This is a genomic window from Bacillus sp. ISL-45, from assembly GCF_018613195.1.
GTDB lineage: Bacteria > Bacillota > Bacilli > Bacillales > Cytobacillaceae > Mesobacillus.
This window is the reverse complement of sequence record NZ_JAGGQQ010000008.1, coordinates 192,505-216,317: the sequence shown is the minus strand read 5'-3', so window position 1 is coordinate 216,317 and position 23,813 is coordinate 192,505. Positions and strand designations below refer to the sequence as shown.

Genomic DNA, 23,813 nt, shown 5'->3' with positions numbered 1-23,813 from the left:
GGTCAATTATACTAATCTACACATTTTTACCTTTTTTATAGTTAGTTTTGCCGTCTTAATCTTTATCAGAAAAAAAAATACTTTAACAATAATGGTTTACATTTTAAGTGCATTGTTCACGTCGATACTTAACCTAAAGCAAATTTATCTATTTTTTGGAACCTTGTCATTCTTATTCCTTCCAATTTTTGGTGAGTATTATTTAAAGAAGTTCAAAGAAAGAAAATTTGATTATTGGTTTTATAAGTCCTCCATAGAACTTTTATCCTTGATTTTTGGTTTATTGTTAGCCTTTGCTGGTTTAGTTAAACTATATGAATACTTGTTTAACTTAGGAATATCAGAAAATATCCTTATTCAAACCGATAAAATAATAGGTATTATAGTCACATTGTTTCTAGTTATTTACTTCGTTCATAAGATGTTCCTTTTAATGATAGGATCTACAAAATACTATATTGAATCTACAAATACCCAATTAGGCCAAAAGAAAGTCACTATTCTTACAATCATTATAATTTTGATTCTTTTAGTTGCACCTGAAGCATTTTTTGCAGAAATGTATGGTTTCATTTCTGCGGTTTTTCACGATAAAGATTACACATTTATTGACTTATTATATTTTAGCTTTACTCTTCATTACTCAATTCCTATGGATGCCTCATTAAAAGTATTTGAATTAAAAAGCATTTTAAATGAAGACAATCTTGGAAGATTCATTCAATTTTTACACATAGCCTCCACAAAAGTAATAGAGTTAACTATTTTTGCATCTATAGGAAATATTATTTATAAACGATTCATTCTTAATAACGAAAAACCATCAAAAGATTAGGGGGTGCCACCCATAACCTGCTCTTCGCTACACTACAAAGGTTTTTACACGATTTATTGTCACTTATTTTTTTCAAAGTATCAAATGAAAATCTCTATTTCCAGATGCAACCTGGAAATAGAGATTTCTCTTTGAAAAAAAGGGCACTTTTTTCTGTGGTCTCGAATCACCCCATGTCCCTGTAGACTCAAGTGGATTTTTGCACTTTATGCTCGTTTCCTTTTACACTTCTGCTGAAAAGATGCCTTTTCGTTTTTTCATCCGAGAGGACTTTCCTCATCCACTCCACCATGTACCACTTCCACACGATAAAGTAAACGGCCCAAAATAGCTGTCGTAATGCCTTGATCTCCAATTAAATTACCCATTCATCTCGACTTTTATTTGAGGTAAGAATTATTGAACTTCGTTCGAATAAATGATTAATTAAATAAAAAAATAAGTTTGCTTCTCTCTGATCAATCGCCATGTACATCAAATCATCGATAATCATAAGATCGGCATTGCTAATCCGTCTGAGTTGGACTTAGATTTATTCAGGTATTCTTCTGTCTTTAAAAGCTGTACAAGCTCACCCTTTGGAGCGAAGTAAACATTGAATCCTCTTTAGACGGCTTCGAGTCCCAGCCCAATTGCGATGTACGTTTTTCCATTGCCATGTGGCCCAAGTATATTGGCGAAACAAACTTTACCTTCAAGATTCATTCGATTTATCCGCCAAAAACCTATTCAACTTCCTATTAAAGCCGGTTTCTGTATGGCCAGTAACCATTTTAGCCCTCATAGTATTTACTTCTATTTACCCATATATTGTTTACGATTGGGAATATATTTTGTTTCAAAAATTGTGCAAGGTAACGGTTTTTCTGAGTTGTTTCGTTCCATACCGAGTGATGAAATACAAACCAAAGGACACTTCTCTTACACATTTTCCAACAACCTTAAAAAGCCCGTCTGCTTTCTCAAGCAATCGAGCTTTTCACTTTATTTATTTAAGTAAACGAACCGTCTCTTTGTCTCACATCTCTCTTTGAAAGTACTTCGACTTCCAGATGGAATTCGAAGAACTGTCCGTATGTATCTGCGGGACAATAATAACAGGTACGTCACCATACTTACCCTTATTACAAATATTCTTTCAACACACATAGATTAGTATATACTTGTTGATATTAGTGTAATATTGCACTAATAGGTGGGGCGCTATGATTAAGAATCGTTCTTATAAATTGGCGATTTCTTTTATCCTAGCTATAATTGGTGCCTATTTTAGCATTACCTTTTAGGATATGGTATATTGGATCGATTCCAAAAGGGAGTAGTAAACACATTGATTTGGTATTGGCTCGGAGCATTTTTATCATATGTATAAGGGATGAAAGGGGAAAGATGAATACATTGAATTCCTATTTTTGCTTTTTTAGTATTCTACTAGTAATCCTAATTTTATTTGGACTACCTTCGTAATCATAGCAGGGCAATCGGAATTTCAAGAGGATAAAAATACATGTTAAAAAGATTAAAAAATAGAGCCAAAATATGCAAGGTTAACTCACTCCTTGCGTATTTGGCTCTTTTCTATTTCTAAATACCCTGTAATTACAGATAAACAGGGAATCTACCAGTTGCAAGACAATTAGCAACATGAATAGAACACCAGTTACACTCCTATTTCGGCTTCCAAATAGACACGAGAACCGTCCCTGTATTTCATTATTCCCAGGAACAAAGACTCTCCTTTGGTCAATGCTTAACAATTATAATTAAAAAGAAATAATTTTCAGCTTGCTTGTGCACTTTCATTTTCCTCTTTACTTTTTATTATAAAACACAATACTTTATATAATAGATTAGACAAAAGCGCATTACTGAGGGATATACCTAGTGAAAAAATTGATAAGGCTTCAGCAAATACCAATGATATTTTATTATAAATTACCAAAGGTCCAAAGATGAAAATACCACATATCACAACAATACCTATAGATAATTCCAGAAGATTGGCCCTATGCTTCTTTTTCCCATCCCAAAGTTTATTTGATTTTATAACATTTAACCTGGTTGTATACAAGAGAAGAATTATTGAAAACACAAAAGACGCACAGCTTATGACAGCTGAAAAAATAAACTTCTCATCAAACATTCTAATTACACCGAGAATTAAAAAAGTGATAAAAATACCCATTTGGAAATATATAATTATCTTTTTCTCCATATAAATTATTCCTTAACTAATTCTTGTATATTTTCATACACATAACCGGCGTAACCTACATATTCTTTAAACTCACTTATTGTAAAAGGCTCATCATTATCCCGTTTGGTATAAATTGCATTTGAATATGAGATTAAGTAAAAATCTCCTTCATAATTCTCCCCCATTGAAACCGATCCATACATTAATTTTTGATGATTAAATTCTAATAACTTTTTAGCAACTTCATTGTATCTACTTTTATTAATTTGCTTAATATCAGGAATTATAAAATTAAGAATTTCTCTCTCTGAATCTACCCCAATAAATAAGGTGAATTTAGTACTCTTATCAACACTCATTCTAACTAAAAAACCATCTAGTTCCTCAACATACCTCGGCTTTGGCAACTCAAGTTCATTTATAATATTTTTTAACTTATCCAAGGCGTTCATATTCTACCTCTGCCCCCATTTGTTACATTATTATTGTTTTAACTTCTGGTATATTTTTGAAATATTGACTATAATAGTAATTTTCGCTTTGTATTCCAACTTTATTTTCCTTAAAGTTATTCTCTATAAAAACCTTAGTTTGTTCTAAAATATGATTCATCGAGCTTTCATCAACAAAATCGGAGAAAATTAACTGAAGTTGCATTGGACTAATATCGATGAAGAACTTAAACTCCTCGTTAATTCCATTAGCAAAAAATGTGGAATATTTATTTAATTTTGTCTTATAAATTTGTTCACTTTCTTTAAGAAGCATTTCATAATTATTTTTATAGTTATAAATCAAAGTTACATTTCTACCCATTATTATCATCTCCCATTAGGAAATCATGAACTTTGTTTATAAGTGAATTTTGATACTTTTTTTCCCTAAATTCTTTTAGACTAACATCATATGTAGTTAATTTTATAATGTCATCATACTCCACTTTTCCTTCTGCCCACTTTTTATGAATTGCCACCAATTCATGGTATTTCCAACTTTCCTCCTCTGTCTGGTAACATTCAATGATTTCTAACCTTTTTTCATATGTATATACTTTTTTAGCCTCATCAATAAAGCGTTCAATTTCTACAGACTCTTCATCAGCTAATTCTAACTTCTTTTGTCTAATTGTTTCAATACTATGCTTAGCTGCCAAAAGTTTTTCATATTTCATTATAAAACCACCGAAGATATTTTTATATAATTATACACTTTTCTTTCATTTATGTAATATTTTTCCGAAATTTTTATAAAAAAATACAAAATTCAGTGGATACCTACTCATATGTATATCCAATGTGTTTGTATATTTCAATCCTCAAATTAAATGCCAGTTTATAGAGTATTCTCGCTTTCAACCGATAATACCTTCTTTTTCAACACTATATTTCGATCCAGCAACCCTCCCGGAAAATATTTCTTGCCATAATATCCGGCACAGCTGCTCCATTGCCAGTCTTCCACCCGTGAACAGATACCTGCCTTGACGGGATTCTGGTGGATATACCGAACAACGGTGAGAAAGTATTCCTCGGTTTCGACGTTATCACTTTTGAACCGGTCCTGGAATAGGTGTCCTGTCGTAGCGTACTTCCAATTGTAAAAGGTGGCGAAGCTTAACCGATTCGCTTCATCGTCGCGGCCAGTTCCTCTTCTCCTTCCCTTAATAGCAAATGCACATGATTGCCCATTAGGCACCAGGCATACATAGTGAACCCAGCTATCCATTTGTACTTTTTCAAAATATCAAGGAACTTCATCCGGTCTTCTTCATCATGGAAAATCTCTTGCCGGTTCGCTCCGCGCAGCATCACATGGTAAACACCGCTTGCACTTTTCCTTCTTGCTTCCCGAGGCATCCATTCCACCTCACTTTCCAATCCTGCGCAAGAAGTGCTTCTTCAATCATAATGTCAGAAATAAATTGCTCGCCTCTCATGTCGGAAATCGTCCGGGTTAATCTGTAAATACTAGACGTCGGTACTTAGGGTGAAGAAAAGTCATCCATGTATCTCTTCAAAAAATCTCTTCGTTATAGTTTGTGGCCTCGTTATAGCTCCACCAACAACCACCGAATAAGCACCTATCTCTAAACACCTCTTTGCCATATCCGGCGTATGAACATTCCCTTCAGCGATAACTGGTACTTTTACTTTCGCAATCATCTCTTTAAGAATCTCAAAATCATTTTCATATAATTTATGTCCAGCTGTTTCTTCTGTATAGCCGACCAAAGTAGTAGATACACAGTCAAACCCTAATTGCTGTGCAAACTCTGCTTCTTCAACTGTAGATACATCAGCCATCAACAGTTGTAGCGGATATTTCTGTTTTACCACATTAAAGAAGGTTTGTAGATCCATTCCACCAGGACGAATCCGATTTGTCCCATCCAATGCAATCATCTCTGTCCTGGCAAGAGCTAGTTCATCGACTTCTTTTATTGTAGGAGTGATGTACACTTCTGAATCTTGATAGTCTTGTTTGACAATCCCAATGACCGGAAGGCTTACGTTTTTCTTTATCTCCTTAATATCAACCCCGGTATTTGCCCGGATTCCGACAGCACCTCCCTGTTCTGCGGCAAGGGCCATCCTCCCCATGATAAACAGGCTGTGCAATGGTTCATTTTCAAGTGCCTGGCATGATACAACCAGGCCGTTATGGATTTTTTTAAGCATCACAAAGTTTCCTCCCACACTTGTCTTATAAAAAAGAGAAGAGACTACTTCATCTCTCCTCCTTACTGTCTCTATTCAATTTCTTCAAGAAGCTTATAAGCTTCTTCTTTTGTCTGGGCATTGATCAAGGACGCTCTGAAATCCTCGTTCATTAATTTACGGGACAGCATTTGCAGGATTTTCAAGTGCTCGTTCCCTGCGCTCTCTTCAGGTACAGCAATCATAAAGACCAGCTTCGCCAGTGACCCATCGGCACTTTTCCAATCCACTCCATCCCTCTTGATTCCAAAAGCAACCTGCGGAGTTGTTACAGCTTTTGATTTCCCGTGAGGAATGGCTATGCCGAAACCGATTCCTGTGCTGCCTTCCTCTTCACGCTTCTCAATTGCTTTCCTGAATTTACGCTTTGATTTGAGCACACCTGCTCCATCCAGCTTTTCGATTAATTCATCGATAATCTCTTTTTGAGTTGAGCCATTTAGATCCGTGCTAATAAGCTCAAGGTTAGTCAAATCTGTTAATTTCATTTGTAACACTCCTATCAGTTGCTGAGCAAAGTTGATTTATACGTTCTTTTTCAATACGTTAACCATTAAGGCGGCTACGATAACACCAGCAATGATGCCAACGAAGTACATAACCGGGTTAGAAATTGCTCCAAGGACAGCTACTACTGGTCCACCGTGTGGCACGTTGTTGCCAACATTAGCAAGCATAGCGATGACCGAAGCTACCATAGAACCTACCATGATACTAGGAATAACGCGAAGCGGATCTTTTGCCGCGAATGGAATGGCACCTTCAGTGATACCAACAAGACCCATTGCCAGGGCAGCTTTACCTGCTTCTTGTTCAGCCTTTTCGTATTTCTTTTTATTCAATAATGTTGCGACACCCATTGCAAGAGGCGGTACGCAGATTGCTGCGGCAATAGCACCCATAATCTCGGTGTTACCTGCTCCAATCATACTTGCTCCAAATAGGAAGGCAACCTTATTAACTGGACCACCCATATCAAATGCAATCATCGCTCCAAGAAGTAAAGCCAGAACAACACTGCTTGCACCTTGCATTCCATTCAGGAATGAAGTCAATCCATCCATCAAGCTTGCAATCGGAGCACCGACTACGAAAATAAATAACGATGCGATAGCTAGAGAAGCTAAAAGCGGAATAACAAGGATTGGCATGATCGGCTGGATCATCTTTGGAACCGGCCAAGTCTTAATCCATTTTGCAATATAACCTGCTACAAAACCTGCAAGGATCCCGCCAAGGAAACCTGCACCTGCTTCACTGTCATAAAAACTTCCGTTAGCTGCGATATATCCGCCAATCATACCAGGTGCAAGACCAGGACGGTCAGCAATACTCATCGCGATAAATCCAGCAAGGATTGGAACCATGAATGTAAAGCCTGCTGCCCCTACACTCAGGACCTTATTCCACATAGAGCCCTCCGGAATCGCCAGACCAGTTTCTGTCGGTTCACCGCCAAGTGCCAATGCAAGAGCGATCAATAGTCCTCCTACTACAACAAATGGGATCATATAGGATACACCATTCATCAAGTGACGGTAAACTGGGTTTTGTTTGCTCTTTCTTTCATCTTTCACTTCATTGATTGACTTAAGGTCACCTTTATATTCTGGTACATTACCAGTTTCAAAGCGTTTGATTAAGTCTTCTGCTTTATGAATACCATCTTGAACACCGGTCTCAATCAGCTTCTTGCCAACAAAACGACTTTTATCAACTGTCTTATCTGCAGCGATGATAATGCCATCTGCTTCTGCAATTTCGGCTTCAGTAAATTCGTTTTCCACTCCGATAGAACCCTGTGTCTCTACCTTCATGGCAATACCTAGCTTTTCAGCTGTCTTCTGAAGATTTTCGGCAGCCATATAAGTATGAGCTATTCCGTTTGGACAGGATGTAATCGCCAATAACTTCATTTATTTTACCCCCTGAAAAATAAATTAAAAATAATTACACCCTTATAATAACTCTTACTTTCCCAGCCAAAAGAACTACTTTTACCGTAAGTTACGGCAAAAACAAATTAAGTAAAAGCGCTTTCACTAATTGAAGATATTCAACACTTCTTCAGGTGATGAAGTTTCACTCAATTTCTGAAGAGCTAAACGATCGTCCATCAATCGTGAGATTTCTTTGAACAGCTCTTTTAACATACCTTTATTTGCATGATCTATTGCCAGCAGGAACACCACTGATACCTTGTCAATCCCCCATTGTATCGGCTCTTGGAACAGAGCCACGGCCAGTTTAGCTTCATTAGCAAAATCAGGATTTCCGTGCGGAATCGCAATGCCGCTGCCTATAACGGTAGAGGACTGATCTTCCCGCATATACACTGATTGCTTATATTCAGGTTGTATATATCTTTTTTCTATCAGGGTATCTGAGAGCCTGCCAATGATCCCCGGCCTTGTATTCCGCTCTGAATTGATAACTATAAGTTCTTTTTCAATCAGAGAGTGGATGGTAGGATAGTTATTTTCCATCTGTTCAAGAACAGGATTCTCCAAAAAGTCTTTTATCTTCCGTTCCTCTTCTAACATTAAAAAAGGAGAAACAGTAATAAGCGGGACTGAACCACTTTCAAATGGAACTGTACTGATGATAAGGTCTGGATTTTTATCGTTGATTTCCTTTTTAATATCTTTTATTGAAGAAGTCCCTACGATTTCAAGGTTATGGAACTTTCTTTCAAGCTTTGTCTGCATCAGTTGTGACATTCCCACTCCCATTGAGCAGACAAGTAAAACCTTCCTGTTGTTAAAGGTTTGCTTTCCGATTCTCTCTAATGAAGCTTGGAAGTGAAGAGTGATATAGGCGATCTCATCTTCCGGGATACTTATTTGAAAGTCTTCTAAGACAGTTGGAATTACATAATAAATGGTCTCAAATAACGTAAAATACATCTTCTTTATTTCATTCAGCATTGGGTTCTCTACCGGAAAAGAGTATTTCAGGCGATAAAAGGAGGTTTGCATGTGCAAGGCCAACCCCATCAATAGATGGTGATCATTGTAAAAAGGATCCCCAGATACATCAGAAACAGCTGAAATCAGCTTTTTTGTAAATGAAACTGCATCATGGTCCAGCCTTGCCAGTTCTTCTCCTACTTTCTCCATATCAATAGTTGAGAGATAGTAAATTTTGGCTCCAAGTATACGGAGCGTGATATAGGCAATCTCCTCCCTCGGAATTTTGATAGCCATGGTTCGTTCAAGTTCCTTGACAAAATTCTGAATCGTACCATATTCGGTCTTCTTTTCAATTTGTTCGATATCCTTTGCAGGAAGTTCAATCCTGCTTCCTTGCTTCACCCTTTTAATAGAAATTAAAATATGAGTGACCAAGTTTTCAAGCGCCTCATCGGTAAAAGAAAAACCCAACTCGACCTCCAATTTCCTTAACCTGCTCCTGGTAAAATCGATTTCTCCTAATTCAAATATACTTTCAATCGATTTCCGCTCCTCAGCAGCTGCTTTGATGATCATGTGGGTGACCTGCGAAAGTGCGGTGCGCCAGTTCTTTTCAACGCCAACAATTTCGATTCCATGGCCCTGTTTCTTTAATAATCGCAAATCAAAACTTGCAAGCCATTCTTCATTTTCTTCAAGCTCACTCCTGATAATAGTCTTGCTGACATAAAAATGCTCAGCAAATTCCTGTAGAGTCGAGGGGCCATCTTTCAAAAGCAGCATCTTGATGATGTTTAGTTTTCTTAAAGTGTCGGAAGCCTCTTCACCATTCATTTCCATCATTCTTTGAAGAACAGTTGCTTTTTCTGACTGGTTTCCTTCAATAAAAATCCCCAGTCCCGGTTTCCTTACCATGATTAAGTTCGTTTCCCTTTTGAGCCACTCATCGATGACTTTAAAATCATTCCTGACCGTTTTTTCTGAGCAACCCGCAATGTCAGCCAACTCTTTAACTGAAAAGGTCTGCTCTCTTTCCAGCAAAGCTTTCAATACCTCATAGTTTCTACTATTCATATAATCCCTCTTACAATCGTTTTCCCATTATTCTAGCCATATTTCACAAATTTGTCTGTGAAAATAATTGCTTTGCGTTATTCCTTCTGCAATACTTATAAAAAACATTTATCACCGGAGGAATTCATATGCAAAGACTTCCACTCATAATGGTGCATTCCTTATCCAACATTCCCTCATTACCTCTCCCAGAACCTTATAATATAAGAAGCTTTAAAAAAGATGAAGAAAACTGGGCTGCCATATTAACCAGAGCTGGTGAGTTCGATTCTATAGAAGCAGGGTTGCAGCGTTTCAGGCAGGAATTTGCTCCATATCCAGATGACGTCAGACAAAGGATGTTTTTTATAGAGGATGAAAACGGACAAGCCATAGGCACAGCAAGTGCATGGTATGGTCAGCTGAACGGCGAGGACATGGGGCGGATCCACTGGGTTGGAATCGTACCAGAACACCAGGGGAAGAAGCTTGCAAAACCATTATTGGCCTTTCTGCTCCAACAACTGGGCAGCATGCATGGAAAAGCGTATCTTAAAACCCAGACAACCAATCTGAAAGCTATTAATGCTTACTTGAATTTAGGATTTGTACCTTACATAAAGGACGAAAGAGAAGAAACGATTTGGGAACAAGTCTATAAGGAATTAGATATTATGAGGAACTAATGGGTACATGGGGACGGTATGTCTTTTAAATGGTTGGACTTTCGAAAAAACTGGAGCAGAGGATATACCCCGGGTTTGGGTTATATCCTCTCGTTTTTTTCTTATTGATTATCAGTCATGAATTTATATCTCAGAATAGCCGCAAGTCCTGCACCGTGCTTGAACTCCCCTTCGACAATCAAGTTCTTTAATTCCTCCATCGAGACGGTATTTAGTTCAATTTGCTCGCTGTTTTCAAGCTTTTGCTCTGTCTTCTTCAAACCTGCAGCGGCAAAGAGGAAGATTTCCTCTGTCGTTGATCCCGGAGAAGGATAGAAGCTTCCCAGATCGAGCCAATGCTCAGCAAAATAGCCTGTTTCTTCCTCAAGCTCTTTTTTTGCTGTCTCAATCGGAGAACTTCCCTCGATATCAATTCTTCCAGCTGGCAGTTCCAATTGCCAGTCTTTAATAGCTTGGCGGTATTGCCTTAGACATACTACCTCATGATCCGCCGTAATTGGAAGGATACAGACTCCCTTAGCGAAATCCAAATACGAAAAGGTCTTCTCCTCCTTATTCGGAAGAACAACCTTATCAATGGTAACCTTGAACCTGTCCACTTTGTTCGTGCTTGATTCCTTAATATCCCAAACCATTTTCTTCCCCTCCTCCTTATGGTGTCAGCGAAATAAAATTCACACTTTCATTTTATTGCGAAAAGAAAAGCAGCGGACATTTATCACAATTCAAATAATGTCGGCTGCTTTTCACCTTACAAATGTGAAACAATCAATTCAGCACTTCCGTCCAGTTCATATTCGCCAAATCCAAATGGAAGCATGAAATGGTCACCCTTCTTGAATTCAAACCGATCATTATCCTTTACCAGTGATCCTATTCCATCAATAACGCTCACCAACTGGAAGGAAAGGTGCTGACTCAATTTCACTGTCCCTTCCAATTCCCATTTATGGACAGTGAAATAATCACTTTCTACGAAGGTAGTGATTTTCATATCACCTGATGTTTTGACAACAGGTTTGATTTCCGGCTTTACAGCAGGAACAGTCATTACTGCAATCGACTGATCGATATGCAGCTCGCGGAGATTGCCTTCATTATCCCTGCGGTCATAGTCATAAACCCTGTATGTTGTATCCGAGTTCTGTTGGGTTTCCAGAATGACAATTCCTGCACCGATTGCATGAACAGTCCCACTTGGAACAAAGTAGAAGTCGCCTGGCTTAACTGGTACTTTCGTAAGAAGCTCGTCCCACTTTCCTTCCTGAATCATCGCTGCGAGCTCTTCTCTTGTTTTAGCAGTATGACCGTAGATGATTTCTGCTCCTTCTTCGCAATCAATGATATACCAGCATTCCGTCTTACCCAGGTCGCCTTCATGCTTAAGGCCATACTCATCATCAGGATGCACCTGTACGGATAAATCCTGGGCAGCATCAAGAATTTTCGTCAACAGCGGGAAACGATCCCCCTCGATATTCCCGAATAACTGACGCTGGTTTTCCCAAAGCTCACCCAAAGTTAATCCCTTATACTCACCGTTCTTAACAACACTCTGGCCATTACTGTGAGCAGCAAATGCCCAGCATTCGCCAGTTTGGTCAGAAGGAAGCTCATAACCGAAAGATTTCAGTTGCTCTCCGCCCCAAATTCGTTCTTTAAAAACCGGTTCAAAAAATAATGGTTGTTTTAACATATTAAAGACCTCCATAGTAACAATTCGCATAACTCTCATATTAGAAGACAATTTTAATAAGAGCAACTTAAAAAATGATTACCCTACAAAGATATCTAAAAATCCGTACGTTCCTAAATTTATTCTTTTATATCTTCATTTCAAGGTTATACCTTTTTGCTATAATAAAACAAAACCAAAAAAGTGTGGTGGGGAAATATGCGTTTCAAAGATCGTGTGCAGAAGTTTGAATATAAATTAAATGATACAGACGACCAGATTGTTGAATATATCCTTCAAAACAAACAACAGTTTACTGTTCAATCTATACAGAGCCTGGCAGCTACTCTTTTTACTGTACCTAATACCATTACAAGACTTTCAAAAAAATTAGGATACGACGGTTTCTCTCATCTGAAAAATAGTATCAAAGATGAGCTTGATTCCTCCACAAAACCAGATGAGGATAGTTCCTATTATTTTATACAGAAAACATTCGAACTACTCGATATTGAAAGAATAGAAACAATATCTAAAATGATTCAAGATGCCAAACATATACTTTTCTATGGCGTTGGCGATTCGGCCGATTTCTGTGAAATGATGGTGCGAAATTTGCGAGTAGTCGGCAAGCAATCTCAATTTTCCATTCACCGCCATGAAATCCTCCATATGCTGGAACAAATGAATAAACAAGACGTACTCTTTTTAATAAGCCTATCAGGCGAGACACAGCAGGTTCTTGAAATAGCCAAAATAGCCAATCAAAAAGATATTTCAATTGTCACGTTGACACATTTCACCCGAAATTCTCTGCAGACCATGGGGTCAGTCAACTTATATTGTTATGCTCCGAAGAAGATGAAAAACGGTTTTAACATAACCGATCGGACACCAGTAATGATTGTTTTACAGGCATTATCGCAAAATTATTGGGAAAGCTTCTAAAGTGTGTATAAATACACATGAAAACGCTTCACTTATGATAAATAGTGTAAAAATAAGAAGAATCAAATCTTCTTATTTTTTTTTGCTACGATATACCCACAGATAGATGAAAGCACTTTCATAAAAATCCAGGAGGTAATCTTCATGAAACTACAAGCACTTACCTCACCAAGCCTAATCAATACTGGGAAAGCATTTCAATCAAAACAAGAAGTAATCCAGTATTTAGTTAAACAGCTAGGTGATCAAGGAAAATTAACAAATCCAGATGAGTTTCTTCAATCGGTATTAGATAGAGAAAAGCTTTCACCTACAGGCTTTGAAGGCGGACTTGCCATTCCTCATGGCAAATCAACTGCAGTGAAAGAAGCTGCTTTTGCCATCGCAACTCTGGAAAAGCCTTTAACTGACTGGGAAAGCATCAACCCGAATAATAAAGTTCAGCTGGTCATTTTACTCGCAATTCCGGAGAATGAAGCTGGATCAACACATTTAACCCTTCTTTCCGAATTTGTAAAACGATTATCAGATGAATCTTATAAAGACAGGCTTTTACATGCTAAAACGAATACAGAATTATACAACCAGCTTGATAACACAGAAACAGCAATTGAAGCGGCTGTGGCAAAAAAGTTAAATAAAACCGTATTAGCCATCACGGCTTGTCCAGCCGGAATCGCCCACACTTATATGGCCGCTGAAGCATTAATCAAAGCAGGAAAAGAAATGGGTGTTGATGTCTTTGTCGAAAAGCAGGGAGCAAACGGAATTGAAGACCGCCATACAACCAGCCTTCTTAAAAAAGCAGATGCCATTATTTATGCCAATGATGTGGCTGTCAAAGAAGAAGAGCGCTTTGCACACCTTCCTAAGGTAAAAACATCCGTTGCAGCACCATTGCGCAGTGCGCAAAATCTGTTGCAGCAAGCGCTGGATAAAGCAGAAAGCACTCCCAAGAAAGAGTACAGCCCTTCCCAGTCGAGTGCATCTTCTGATGATGACAATGGTGAAAAGTCGTTTAAAACCGAAATTAAGGACTCCATCCTGACAGGGATCTCTTATATTATCCCAGTTATCGTTGCCGGCGGTATGACCCTGGCAGCAGCAGTGTTGATTTCACAGGCATTCGGCCTACAGGACGTGTACGCTGAGGAAGGCTCTTGGCTCTGGCTGTTAAGGCAGCTGGGCGGCGGTATGCTTGGACAGCTGATGATTCCGATCCTTGCTGCTTATATGGCTTACTCTATCGCAGATAAGCCAGCACTTGGACCTGGTTTCGCAGCTGGTATTGCCGCTAACCTGATCGGCAGTGGCTTCCTTGGCGGTATGCTTGGTGGTTTCCTTGCAGGTTACTTCTTAAAATTCCTAAAGAATAAAGTTAAGCCAAAAGGCACATTTGCCGGTTTCGTGAGTTTCTGGATATACCCTGTTGTCGGAACCCTAGTTGTCGGCTCTATCATGTTATTCGTTGTCGGAAAACCGATTGCCGCAGCAAACCAGGGATTACTCAGCTGGCTTGACAGTCTTTCAGGCACAAATGCGTTACTTCTGGGAGCAATCCTTGGCGCAATGGTATCCTTTGACCTTGGCGGACCAGTGAACAAAGCAGCCTACACCTTCTGTATCGGTGCCATGGCCAGCGGGAACTTTATTCCTTACGCAGCTTTTGCATCCGTTAAAATGGTTTCTGCCTTCTCTGTAACAGGCGCGACCATCATTGGGAAAAAATACTTTACAAAACAAGAACAAGAAGTCGGAAAACAAACCTGGCTGCTAGGTTTGGCCGGGATTACAGAAGGCGCAATTCCGTTCATGATCAATGACCCATTGCGTGTAATTCCTTCATTAATTGCAGGTTCTGCAGTAACAGGTGCTATTGTTGCCTACTTTAACATTGGATTGAATGTTCCTGGAGCAGGTATCTTCTCACTTGCACTTGTACAAGGACAGCCTCTGCTTGTAGCAGCAAGCATCTGGTTTGGAGCAGCAATTCTCGGAGCTCTTATTTCAATGATTCTGCTGATTGCCACAAGAAAAGGAAAGTTAAGAAAAGAAGGAAAAAACGCAGAAGAAGCATCAGCAGCATAATATCGGAATCAACTGATTTGACAAAAAAATAAGGTACCTAGAGTCCTCTAGGTACCTTAATATTTGGAGGGCATCATGAAAAAAGTTCATATTGTACCCCATATGCATTGGGACAGAGAATGGTACTTTTCAACAGAGGAATCACGAATCCTGTTAGTTAACAACATGGAAGAAATTCTTGAAATGCTTGAAACCAACCCAGACTATCCGTACTATGTATTAGATGGACAAACCTCGATTCTTGAAGATTACTTTGCCGTAAAACCTGAGAATAAGGAAAGAGTCAAAAAGCTCGTTCAAGCAGGAAAACTAATCATTGGACCTTGGTATACACAAACCGACGAAATGGTCGTTGGCGGCGAATCGATTGTGCGAAATCTCCTTTACGGATTGAAGGATAGCGAAGAGTTCGGTTCTCCTATGAAAATTGGGTACTTGCCGGACTCTTTCGGCCAATCCTCACAAATGCCGCAAATCCTGAATGGATTTGATATTAAGTATTCCATCTTCTGGCGCGGAACTTCTGAGCGTCATGGCACTGATAAAACAGAATTTTACTGGGAAAGTGATGACGGTTCAAAAGTTCTTGTCCAGCTGTTCCCGCTTGGTTATGCCATAGGGAAATACCTGCCTGAGGATGAGGAAAAACTTCAAGAGCGCATCAATAAGTACTTTACGGTTCTCGATCGCGGGGCGACAACTGAAAACATCATTCTGCCTAATGGCCATGACCAAATGCCAATTCAAAAAAATATATTCACAGTTATGGAAAAATTACAGCGTTTGTATCCAGATCGCGAATTTTTCTTGAGTAAATACGAAAACGTCTTTGAAGAACTAGAAAAAAACAAAGAATTGCCTACCATTCAAGGCGAATTTTTAGATGGGAAATACATGCGTGTCCATCGAAGCATCTATTCAACCCGCATGGATATTAAAGCAGCGAATTCCCGGATTGAAAACAAAATCACCAACATCCTGGAGCCATTAGCTTCGATTGCTTATTCCCTGGGTTTTGAGTACCATCATGGATTGATTGAGCTGATTTGGAAAGAAATCATGAAAAACCATGCCCATGACAGCATCGGCTGCTGCTGTTCAGATAAAGTCCATCGTGAAATCGTGAACCGCTTCTTCCTAGCAGAAGAAAAGACGGATCAGCTGATTGAATATTATAAACGCAAAATTACTGATGCGATTGCAACCGACCGTAAAGAAGATCGGTTAACCGCTTTTAACCTTCTTCCATATGAGCGCGAAGAAACAGTCACGACAAAGGTCATCACTAAGCTTGAATCGTTTGAACTTGAGGATGGAGAAGGAAAGAATATTCCTTTTGAAGTACTGGAGAAAGAAATCATTGATCCAGGTTTGATCGACCGCCAGATCGTTCATTACGGGAATTACGATCCATTCTATCAGTACACGATTCAGGTAAAAGACTCCATCCCGGCAATGGGATATAAAACATACTTTGTCGTCAATGCACAGAAGGAAATGATGAATAGTTTCGTTGAAAAAGAACCAATAGAAACTGATTTTTATTCTGTTTCTATAAATCCAAATGGAACATTGAAAATCTTTGACAAGCAGCTTGAAAAGGAATTCAACAATGTGCTTCTTCTAGAAAACGGCGGAGATGACGGCGATGAATACGACTTCTCTCCACTGCCAAATGAATCACTTATTTACAGTGACAGCGTGGAAGCAGAAGTGAAAGTGATCCAAAACGGTTATGAAGCTCAAATAGATATTCAGTTGAAGCTAGATGTACCTGGTGATTTAGAGAAACGCAAGGCTAATAAAGTTGATCGATTCGTTGATGTCCATTGGAAAATCACGATTCCCAATGACAAGCCGATCATTAAGGTAGCAGCCGAACTGGACAACCAGGCGAAAGACCACCGTCTCCGTGCCTTGATTCCAACCGTTATCGCTTCATCCTTCTCTGTTTCAGACAATCAATTTGGTTTCATAAAGCGTGATGTTTATGACTCAGCCATGGAGATCTGGGAGAATGAAGATTGGGATGAACGCCCAGATTCGATTCATCCAATGCTTTCATTTGTTGGTTTGTCCGACGGGGAGCATGGTGTCAGCATCTTGACCAATAGCACACGTGAATATGAAGTCATTGGAGACGATTACGATACAATCGCCCTTACACTGTTCCGCAGTGTCGGTGTATTAGGAAAAGAAGAAATGCTCAGGAGACCTGGACGACCATCGGGAATCAAACTTCCTACCCCTGACTCTCAGATGCTTGGAAAGCTGACACTGGATTTCGCCATTACAATCCATGAAAATTCAACAACAGCAGCGAACATCGGCAGGATTGCAAAAGAATATACGACACCAATCGAGACGTATAACAAGATTCCGCATAATGCAATGAAGCTCAACCCTGAGGATGTGCAAACGCCATTAACATTCAGCCTTCTTGAGGAAATTAGCAGCGAGACAGTACTGAGTGTACTCAAAAAAGCCGAAAAAGAGGATGCTTTCGTCCTCAGATTCTTTAACCCAACTGAAGCAGAGGCAAAAGCTTCCTTTACCGTCAATCTCTCTATTAATCAAGTCCAGGAAGGAAACTTAAATGAAAAGGCTATTGCACCTGTACAGGTGGAAAACAATCAATTCACCGTATTGGTAAAACCAAACCAAGTAAAGACTGTTATGTTTTAGGAGCTTAAAGCTGCTGTAATATATAACAATAAAATGAAGAGAGTAGCCATTAAACTTCAATGGAGTACTCTCTTCATTTGTATTTATAGTCAAAAAAGATGTGAATATGTCTATGAAAACGATCAACTAGTTATTTCATTCAGCAGTGCCAGCTGTACCTAACGTACCTTTCGCAAGCAATAGAGAACCGATGATCCCAGCGTCATTTCCCAGTCCGGGACTTACGATATAATCAGATAGCTCGGGTAATGTTACATAACCATTCACCAGCTCTGGGAGATACTCATAGATATAGGAGAACACCTGCTTTTGATGCATGACTCCTCCGCCAAGGATGATTTTTTTCGGTGAAAGGACCAGGATATACTGCATCAGTGCTTGGGCGATATAATAGCCTTCCATTTCCCAGACTTCAGTCCTCCCAACTAGTTCAATACCTTTCGCTCCCCAGCGCTCTTCAATTGCAGGACCCGCGGCAAGACCTTCTAGACAATCCGAATGGTAAGGACACTTTCCATTATAGTGATCCTCTGGATGCCGTCTTACAAGGATATGCCCCATTTCCGGATGCGAAAGTCCTTGAAGCAGTTTCCCCTGGACGACTGCGCCTGCCCCAATGCCTGTCCCCACGGTTATGTATAAGCAGCTATCCAGTCCTTTCGCTGCTCCAAATATCGCCTCACCCAATGCGGCTGCGTTCACATCTGTGTTAAAGCCAACAGGAACACCCAGTGCCTTTTTAATTTCCTGGACAAAAGGATAGTCCTTCCACCCTGGCTTCGGAGTCGATGTGATATTGCCGTATGTAGCGCTACCCGGGTTCACATCGATTGGCCCGAATGATCCAATGCCAATTGCTCTAATTTGATATTTTTGAAAAAAAGTTCTAACCTGCGGGATTGTTTCAGATGGTACAGTTGTTGGAATCTGGACTCGTTCCACTATATTCCCCGATTCATCGCCTACGGCACAGACGAACTTGGTCCCGCCTGCTTCAATGGCTCCTAACATAGAATTCCCTCCAATTTTAAGAAGTGGTTTAGGTAGCGGTTTAGTACCTTTTGATTTCCTCTACAAACCGTTCAGTAATCTGCTGAGGTCTCGTGATTGCTCCTCCCACGACAACAGAATAGGCACCATATTCCAGTACCTTGGAAGCCATTTCGGGTGTGAGGATATTTCCTTCTGCAATAACCGGCAGTTTTACGGCCTTCACAACGTCCTTCAGGAATTGAAAGTCATCATGATACAGTTTCTTACCTGCAGTTTCTTCCGTGTAGCCATGCATCGTCGTTCCGATGAAGTCGAAGCCCAGTTCTTCTGCCCACAGGCACTCCTCAAGCGTTGCGCAATCTGCCATCCATTTTTGCTCAGGGAATCGGCTTTTCCCTTCCTTCATGAAAGCTGCCAGATCCCTTCCTCCTGGCCGGATCCTATTGGTTGCGTCGGTAGCGATTACGTCCACGCCAACCCCCACAAGCTCCTCTACTTCCTTCAAGGTAGGTGTAATATATACATTGGAACCTTCGTATTCGCGCTTTATAATCCCGATCACTGGAAGGCCAACATACTCCTTGATTGCTTTGATGTCGGCAACTCCATTTGCCCTAATGGCTGCCGCTCCACCTCTTTTAGCAGCATCAGCCATCCTTTTCATGAATTCCGCTCCATGCAATGGCTCGTCTTCAAGTGCCTGACAGGAGACGACAAGTCCCTTTTTAATTTGTTCCTGCATGTTCTTTCCACCTCTTTTTGAAAGTCAGCCCGCATTCGAACATCCTGTTCCAAGGAGCGAAGCTGTTGATTTCTTCAATTTCCACCTCTTTAAAACTGTGGCGGATTTCTTCCCTGTAACGCTGAATCAGGCGTCTATCCCTCTCCTGATTGACCTCTTCTGATGAATCTTTCAAATCGAAATAAGTCAAGCCTCTTTCCGGAAGGAAGTCAGCGGTCATTTCCATTCGGACTTCCGCCTGGTAGAAATAATCATCTAATAGGTGATAGATGATATTTTCCTTGATTAATTCTGTATTCCCGTTCAGGCCAATGACTCCCTGGCATAATGTTGTTCCTAGTGTGTTGCAGTTTGTATTCCAGCCTTTATAAGAGGTGACACGGTCAAGGAGTTTCTCCTCGTCTAGCAGGGTGATCAATTCCCGATCCCCGCCATTCGCATACGCTGAATCTGCTATGATCACCTTTTTCCCTGCTGAAATAAATGACCTGATCTGATCGACGAATGTCAGCATATTCCTGAAGCTTGTATATGTAATATCTTTTTTATTCTGGTCCCAAGACTCCTGCATCACACGTCCCGGTGTATTGTAAGCAAGAATGAGATCAGCCTCTCCGGCAGTTTCCGTCAGCTGGCACCCGGCAGCCAGGACATGTACCTTCATACTTTCTTCAAAAGGGCGGTCCTCATACATCGGAACCAGCTGCGGGCCGAGCGTACTGCTCCAAATCGGATAAATTTTCGGCCGCTGCTTCTTGTATTCATTATAGGCTCTTGCAAGCAGTGTTGCGCCTACCTCGTCAGCGCCAGGATACATATGGACCTTGTAATGGAGCCGAAGCTGCTCGCGTTTTTTTACAACTGCCTTTTGATCCATTGCTGTATACCCATATTCCGCACTGTCGTCCTGGGGAATGGCCAGGAAATCAAGCACTCCTTCTTGAACAAGCTCAAGGGTTTTCACATTGGTTAAGGAATTGAATTTTCGCCGCTGTTCATAGTCATTGATATATTCTTCCGGCAGGCTTGCTGTAATCTCCCCAAGCTGGGTAGCTTCTTCACAGCTCAGTGTTTCCCTGCTTTTTTTATCCAATAAATAGGCACGCAAGAACAGTTCCCGACCCCAATCCTCATAATAATCAGGCTCTTCATCACTTGAGCTGTATTTTGGTGTACGCATGATCAGATTCGATGCGTATATAGGCATTTGAGAATAGCTCTTCCGTAGATTCCGCAATCTTTCCATCCATAATTCAGTACTTTCATCATGTAAATAGTGGAGCCTGGAAGGAAGCAAACCGCCATAGACCAGCATATCAATGCTTAAAATCAGAGCATCTGCTTCATTGGCCTTTTCCTTTAGCCAATTCCATAACCCCTCTGTGTCTGCAGCCTTTCGTTTTTGCCCAAGCAGTTGCACGTCAGGCATCAATAATTCAATATCAGTTGATGAATTGGCCATCATCTGTACATAATGTACATTACAAGGCCGTTCATCAATCGGCAGGTAAACAATTTTCATGCCTATCCTCTCCTATAAAAATTTCTTTTTTCCTAACTTGTATGAGCCGCAATGAATTGAAGCTTTTCTTCCTCGTGAATGGAAGGCACTTCATGACCGTATTCTGGATATACCCTTATATCCTTTGGTCCCTGGAGATGGTTAAACACTGCAAATCCGCCAGAGGGAGGACAAACTGTATCTTCCAACCCTACTGAGAGAAGCACAGGACAAGCCACCCCGCCTGCCAGGTTCATGCAGTCAACATAGCTAAGCGTTCCATAAATGGTTTCAGCTTTTTGATGCAAGGGATCATGGACTTTGAAAAGATGATAGATTTCATTGTACGGCCCTTCTGAGGCCAGTTTTATTGAACGTTCAAAGTGGCTAAGAAAAGGAATATCACAAAGAGCAAACAGGATATCAGGCTTCAGGGCAGCGACGGCAATGGCCAATGCACCGCCCTGGCTTCCGCCTTCTACGTACACTTTTGATTTTCCCGATAATTCCTTGACAACACCAACACTTCGGAAGCAATCCATATATACATAAGTGTAGTAATAGCAATCAGGATCCAGTATGCCAGAAGTCATCCAGCCTGCTGATCCTCCATTACCATACGAGTTCTCATCTGGTGATTCAATGCTTTGCCCACGAGTTTCTACCATTAACACAGGAGTTCCCTGGATCACATGTTTGAATGCATAATGAGGCTGAAGCGTATTCCAATTATAGCCGTGGAAGATGACTGCAGCTGGCTTCTCCACATGATCCTTGGCAGGAGAAATATAAACTCCATGGATCCTTGAATTGCGGAAACCGTCAAAGTAAACATCGTATACCTTGATTTCTTTGAGCGGATACGACCTCTCCTTCACTTCAATGTTCAGTGGATATTTCTTATTCTCTACAATCCTGCTCTCCCAAAAAGAGTGAAAGTCAGTCCTCCTTGTCAGCTCAGGCTTATATTTCTTCAGTTCTTCTATCGGCAGATCAAATAAATTCATGCAGTCATACACCCCTGATTACAGATAAAGCAGAAAAAGAGACTGTCAGCGGATTATCTTAATTGCCGCCAAGCCCCCTTCCTGCTTTCATTAGATAATTTCTTTTCTTACTTCTTCTTTAAAATTGTCCTTAAGCTCCTTAAGAATCACATCTATAAGAAAGTAGACTGAAACCTCACCTAAAGAACTGCTATCCCCTTTGATTTCTTCTGTGGCAGGAATCAATAGGCATTGATCTGATACATAGGCAAGTGGCGAATCCTGTTGGCTGGTGATTCCCAATGTCATACAGCCGGCTTTTTTTCCTATTTCCATCATTTTGACAACATCTGGAGTATAGCCATTGGAGCTTAATCCAATCATGACAGTCTTTTTAGTCAGGGAATGGACAGACGTTTCCGTTTGATAGGATGTTGAAAAAGCGTCCGACCTGATGCCCAGCTTCATCAACTTGAATTTCAGCTGCTCAGCTGCGTTTGCCATTTCATGTCCGCCGTACAGATATACCTGACCCGCATCAGCAATCAGCTGCGTCGCTTTTTTAATATCATTGGTTTGCTGCAGCGTATTGAACTTTGTCAGCATTCCCGTATAGGCTTCTTTCACTTCTGCCATGCCCGATGACTCTGACTGCTCGTACAGCCTTGTGCTGACTGAGGCTTCCTTTGCCAGTAACCGCAGTTTATTATAGCTGCCGAACTCTAGCTTCTGGCAAAAGCGGGTGATGGTCGCTTCTGAGACATTGATCTGACGGGATAACTCAGAAATGGTCTTATTCGGAACTGATTCAAGGTTTGTGATGATATATTTTGCAATCATTTGCTCACGCTTCGTTAATTTATGATTGTTTGATTCTATCATTGTTACAATGCTTTTTAATGGCTTAAGGGTTTCCTGCAGCAAAAAATGCCGCACAGCCCCAATCATACCTGCATCGTTCAAATTTTGGGCGATTTCAATCTTTGTTTTAGATAAGATAGCCGGAATCAGATCTTTTTCCAGATGCTTCATGATGACCGGATAAAGATATTCCTTTTGGGCCGTAATGCCACCACCTATAATGACCATTTCAGGATTCATCATATAAGCTATGGTTGCGATTCCCTTCGATAAAAAATAACCAAGGCGGTCGATCTCTTCAATGCAGATGTCATCACCCGAACGTGCCAGCTCAAAAATTTTCTTGCCATCGATTTTGCCTTCATCGATACCTTTGCGCTTTGCTACATTTTTGATTAAAATCCTGGTGGATGCCAGTTCCTGGAACTGATCCCCCTCGATTGGGATATAGCCGATTTCTCCTCCACTGAAGCTATGCCCGGTGTGGAGCTTATTATCAAGGATATAACTGCCGCCTATTCCGGTACCGACTGTCAGACAGAACAAGCTTTTTGCATCTTTGCCTGTTCCAACCCAGGATTCAGCGAGACCAGCGCAGTTGACATCATTCTCAACCTCAACCGGCAGCTTAAAATGCTCTTCCAGTTCCTGCTTGAGCGGTGTTCCGGTATATTCAGGAATAAGAGAGGAAGCATACAGGATTGTGCCTTCTTTTGAGTCCACCTGACCTGCTGTGCTGATGCAAACTCCCGAAATTTTATGTCTGGCTGCCAAATCTTGCCCATATTTTTTCACTTTATCGACTATAGCGGCACCGCCAAAATTTGCTTCAGTAGGAGATTCAAACTTTTCTACAATTGTACCATCCTCGGTCAGGACACCATATTTTATCAATGTCCCGCCAATATCAAACGCTATAAATTTTCTCATCATC

The 23,813-nt window shown here is 40.4% G+C and carries 21 protein-coding genes and 1 pseudogene; 5 read left to right on the top strand and 17 right to left on the bottom strand.

Translation table 11 applies throughout. The features are described 5' to 3' along the window. Positions 1-163: 163 nt before the first annotated feature. Positions 164-835 carry a hypothetical protein gene (locus J7E35_RS11305; RefSeq protein ID WP_214779770.1) on the top strand — a complete coding sequence of 224 codons (672 nt, stop codon included), beginning with the start codon at positions 164-166 and terminating at the stop codon, positions 833-835. Positions 836-1,057: 222 nt separating this feature from the next. Here the strand turns inward: J7E35_RS11305 and J7E35_RS11300 are convergent. From J7E35_RS11300 to J7E35_RS11255, 10 genes and pseudogenes are all read right to left on the bottom strand, one after another. Next, positions 1,058-1,507: pseudogene (locus J7E35_RS11300) on the bottom strand (ATP-binding protein); the annotation flags it as partial. 1,108 nt (positions 1,508-2,615) lie between these two features. Then, entirely contained in the window at positions 2,616-3,050 is a 435-nt protein-coding gene (locus J7E35_RS11295) for a hypothetical protein (RefSeq protein ID WP_214779769.1), read from the bottom strand. A 5-nt stretch (positions 3,051-3,055) separates the two neighbouring features. Next, positions 3,056-3,484, bottom strand: a complete 429-nt coding sequence (locus J7E35_RS11290; RefSeq protein ID WP_214779768.1) for a hypothetical protein — start codon at positions 3,482-3,484, stop codon at positions 3,056-3,058. Positions 3,485-3,506: 22 nt separating this feature from the next. After that, positions 3,507-3,848 carry a hypothetical protein gene (locus tag J7E35_RS11285; RefSeq protein WP_214779767.1) on the bottom strand — a complete coding sequence of 114 codons (342 nt, stop codon included), beginning with the start codon at positions 3,846-3,848 and terminating at the stop codon, positions 3,507-3,509. Then, the gene (locus J7E35_RS11280) at positions 3,841-4,203 is read right to left on the bottom strand and encodes a hypothetical protein (protein ID WP_214779766.1); all 363 of its coding nucleotides are present in this window, start codon (positions 4,201-4,203) and stop codon (positions 3,841-3,843) included. Before J7E35_RS11280 ends, J7E35_RS11285 begins: the two co-directional genes overlap by 8 nt. 442 nt (positions 4,204-4,645) lie before the next feature. Beyond that, on the bottom strand, positions 4,646-4,888 hold the full coding sequence (locus tag J7E35_RS11275; RefSeq protein WP_214779765.1) for a transposase: 243 nt from the start codon (positions 4,886-4,888) through the stop codon (positions 4,646-4,648). Between the two features lie 141 nt (positions 4,889-5,029). Then, on the bottom strand, positions 5,030-5,710 hold the full coding sequence (locus J7E35_RS11270; protein ID WP_214780073.1) for an N-acetylmannosamine-6-phosphate 2-epimerase: 681 nt from the start codon (positions 5,708-5,710) through the stop codon (positions 5,030-5,032). Between the two features lie 71 nt (positions 5,711-5,781). Further along, on the bottom strand, positions 5,782-6,237 hold the full coding sequence (locus tag J7E35_RS23860; protein WP_214779764.1) for a PTS sugar transporter subunit IIA: 456 nt from the start codon (positions 6,235-6,237) through the stop codon (positions 5,782-5,784). Between the two features lie 36 nt (positions 6,238-6,273). Continuing rightward, a complete protein-coding gene (locus J7E35_RS11260; protein ID WP_214779762.1) occupies positions 6,274-7,665 on the bottom strand; it encodes a PTS fructose transporter subunit IIBC in 1,392 nt (463 codons plus the stop codon). A gap of 126 nt (positions 7,666-7,791) precedes the next feature. After that, positions 7,792-9,735, bottom strand: coding sequence for a BglG family transcription antiterminator (locus J7E35_RS11255; RefSeq protein ID WP_214779760.1), 1,944 nt, complete (start codon positions 9,733-9,735; stop codon positions 7,792-7,794). 128 nt (positions 9,736-9,863) lie between these two features. Here J7E35_RS11255 and J7E35_RS11250 point away from each other — a divergent pair, with 128 nt between their 5' ends. Further along, on the top strand, positions 9,864-10,400 hold the full coding sequence (locus J7E35_RS11250) for a GNAT family N-acetyltransferase (protein WP_214779758.1): 537 nt from the start codon (positions 9,864-9,866) through the stop codon (positions 10,398-10,400). Between the two features lie 101 nt (positions 10,401-10,501). Here the strand turns inward: J7E35_RS11250 and J7E35_RS11245 are convergent, their stop codons facing one another. Beyond that, positions 10,502-11,035 carry an NUDIX hydrolase gene (locus tag J7E35_RS11245; protein WP_214779756.1) on the bottom strand — a complete coding sequence of 178 codons (534 nt, stop codon included), beginning with the start codon at positions 11,033-11,035 and terminating at the stop codon, positions 10,502-10,504. Positions 11,036-11,151: 116 nt separating this feature from the next. Then, positions 11,152-12,096, bottom strand: a complete 945-nt coding sequence (gene manA, locus J7E35_RS11240) for a mannose-6-phosphate isomerase, class I (RefSeq protein ID WP_214779754.1) — start codon at positions 12,094-12,096, stop codon at positions 11,152-11,154. Positions 12,097-12,294: 198 nt separating this feature from the next. On the opposite strand from manA, the gene J7E35_RS11235 reads away from it, so the two are divergent. The 3 genes from J7E35_RS11235 to mngB all read left to right on the top strand — a co-directional run bounded on the left by J7E35_RS11235 (position 12,295) and on the right by mngB (position 17,796). Then, positions 12,295-13,023 carry a MurR/RpiR family transcriptional regulator gene (locus J7E35_RS11235; protein ID WP_214779752.1) on the top strand — a complete coding sequence of 243 codons (729 nt, stop codon included), beginning with the start codon at positions 12,295-12,297 and terminating at the stop codon, positions 13,021-13,023. A 144-nt stretch (positions 13,024-13,167) separates the two neighbouring features. Then, positions 13,168-15,111 (top strand): PTS 2-O-a-mannosyl-D-glycerate transporter subunit IIABC, encoded by a 1,944-nt coding sequence (gene mngA / locus J7E35_RS11230; RefSeq protein ID WP_214779750.1) that lies wholly within the window; start codon positions 13,168-13,170, stop codon positions 15,109-15,111. Between the two features lie 75 nt (positions 15,112-15,186). Next, positions 15,187-17,796: a mannosylglycerate hydrolase gene (mngB, locus tag J7E35_RS11225; protein WP_214779748.1), complete on the top strand. Its 2,610-nt coding sequence runs from the start codon at positions 15,187-15,189 to the stop codon at positions 17,794-17,796. Positions 17,797-17,931: 135 nt separating this feature from the next. Here mngB and J7E35_RS11220 read toward each other — a convergent pair whose 3' ends face one another. The 5 genes from J7E35_RS11220 to J7E35_RS11200 all read right to left on the bottom strand — a co-directional run bounded on the left by J7E35_RS11220 (position 17,932) and on the right by J7E35_RS11200 (position 23,809). Continuing rightward, positions 17,932-18,807: an ROK family protein gene (locus tag J7E35_RS11220; RefSeq protein WP_214779746.1), complete on the bottom strand. Its 876-nt coding sequence runs from the start codon at positions 18,805-18,807 to the stop codon at positions 17,932-17,934. A 40-nt stretch (positions 18,808-18,847) separates the two neighbouring features. Beyond that, the gene (locus tag J7E35_RS11215) at positions 18,848-19,531 is read right to left on the bottom strand and encodes an N-acetylmannosamine-6-phosphate 2-epimerase (RefSeq protein WP_214779744.1); all 684 of its coding nucleotides are present in this window, start codon (positions 19,529-19,531) and stop codon (positions 18,848-18,850) included. Then, positions 19,515-21,053, bottom strand: a complete 1,539-nt coding sequence (locus J7E35_RS11210) for a DUF4127 family protein (protein WP_214779742.1) — start codon at positions 21,051-21,053, stop codon at positions 19,515-19,517. Before J7E35_RS11210 ends, J7E35_RS11215 begins: the two co-directional genes overlap by 17 nt. A gap of 32 nt (positions 21,054-21,085) precedes the next feature. Continuing rightward, complete coding sequence (locus J7E35_RS11205; protein ID WP_214779740.1) at positions 21,086-22,039, bottom strand: acetylxylan esterase; 954 nt, start codon at positions 22,037-22,039, stop codon at positions 21,086-21,088. Between the two features lie 90 nt (positions 22,040-22,129). Further along, positions 22,130-23,809 (bottom strand): ROK family protein, encoded by a 1,680-nt coding sequence (locus J7E35_RS11200; RefSeq protein ID WP_214779738.1) that lies wholly within the window; start codon positions 23,807-23,809, stop codon positions 22,130-22,132. Positions 23,810-23,813: the final 4 nt, after the last annotated feature.

What these genes read in the sequence shown, in the direction of transcription:
- J7E35_RS11205 (WP_214779740.1), bottom strand. Translation starts at nt 22,039, where the DNA reads ATGAATTTATTTGATCTGCCGATAGAAGAACTGAAGAAATATAAGCCT.
- J7E35_RS11250 (WP_214779758.1), top strand. Translation starts at nt 9,864, where the DNA reads ATGCAAAGACTTCCACTCATAATGGTGCATTCCTTATCCAACATTCCC.
- J7E35_RS11235 (WP_214779752.1), top strand. Translation starts at nt 12,295, where the DNA reads ATGCGTTTCAAAGATCGTGTGCAGAAGTTTGAATATAAATTAAATGAT.
- J7E35_RS11275 (WP_214779765.1), bottom strand. Translation starts at nt 4,888, where the DNA reads ATGCCTCGGGAAGCAAGAAGGAAAAGTGCAAGCGGTGTTTACCATGTG.
- J7E35_RS23860 (WP_214779764.1), bottom strand. Translation starts at nt 6,237, where the DNA reads ATGAAATTAACAGATTTGACTAACCTTGAGCTTATTAGCACGGATCTA.
- J7E35_RS11290 (WP_214779768.1), bottom strand. Translation starts at nt 3,484, where the DNA reads ATGAACGCCTTGGATAAGTTAAAAAATATTATAAATGAACTTGAGTTG.
- J7E35_RS11220 (WP_214779746.1), bottom strand. Translation starts at nt 18,807, where the DNA reads ATGTTAGGAGCCATTGAAGCAGGCGGGACCAAGTTCGTCTGTGCCGTA.
- J7E35_RS11285 (WP_214779767.1), bottom strand. Translation starts at nt 3,848, where the DNA reads ATGGGTAGAAATGTAACTTTGATTTATAACTATAAAAATAATTATGAA.
- mngA (WP_214779750.1), top strand. Translation starts at nt 13,168, where the DNA reads ATGAAACTACAAGCACTTACCTCACCAAGCCTAATCAATACTGGGAAA.
- J7E35_RS11245 (WP_214779756.1), bottom strand. Translation starts at nt 11,035, where the DNA reads ATGGTTTGGGATATTAAGGAATCAAGCACGAACAAAGTGGACAGGTTC.
- J7E35_RS11260 (WP_214779762.1), bottom strand. Translation starts at nt 7,665, where the DNA reads ATGAAGTTATTGGCGATTACATCCTGTCCAAACGGAATAGCTCATACT.
- mngB (WP_214779748.1), top strand. Translation starts at nt 15,187, where the DNA reads ATGAAAAAAGTTCATATTGTACCCCATATGCATTGGGACAGAGAATGG.
- J7E35_RS11270 (WP_214780073.1), bottom strand. Translation starts at nt 5,710, where the DNA reads ATGCTTAAAAAAATCCATAACGGCCTGGTTGTATCATGCCAGGCACTT.
- J7E35_RS11295 (WP_214779769.1), bottom strand. Translation starts at nt 3,050, where the DNA reads ATGGAGAAAAAGATAATTATATATTTCCAAATGGGTATTTTTATCACT.
- manA (WP_214779754.1), bottom strand. Translation starts at nt 12,096, where the DNA reads ATGTTAAAACAACCATTATTTTTTGAACCGGTTTTTAAAGAACGAATT.
- J7E35_RS11280 (WP_214779766.1), bottom strand. Translation starts at nt 4,203, where the DNA reads ATGAAATATGAAAAACTTTTGGCAGCTAAGCATAGTATTGAAACAATT.
- J7E35_RS11210 (WP_214779742.1), bottom strand. Translation starts at nt 21,053, where the DNA reads ATGAAAATTGTTTACCTGCCGATTGATGAACGGCCTTGTAATGTACAT.
- J7E35_RS11255 (WP_214779760.1), bottom strand. Translation starts at nt 9,735, where the DNA reads ATGAATAGTAGAAACTATGAGGTATTGAAAGCTTTGCTGGAAAGAGAG.
- J7E35_RS11200 (WP_214779738.1), bottom strand. Translation starts at nt 23,809, where the DNA reads ATGAGAAAATTTATAGCGTTTGATATTGGCGGGACATTGATAAAATAT.
- J7E35_RS11215 (WP_214779744.1), bottom strand. Translation starts at nt 19,531, where the DNA reads ATGCAGGAACAAATTAAAAAGGGACTTGTCGTCTCCTGTCAGGCACTT.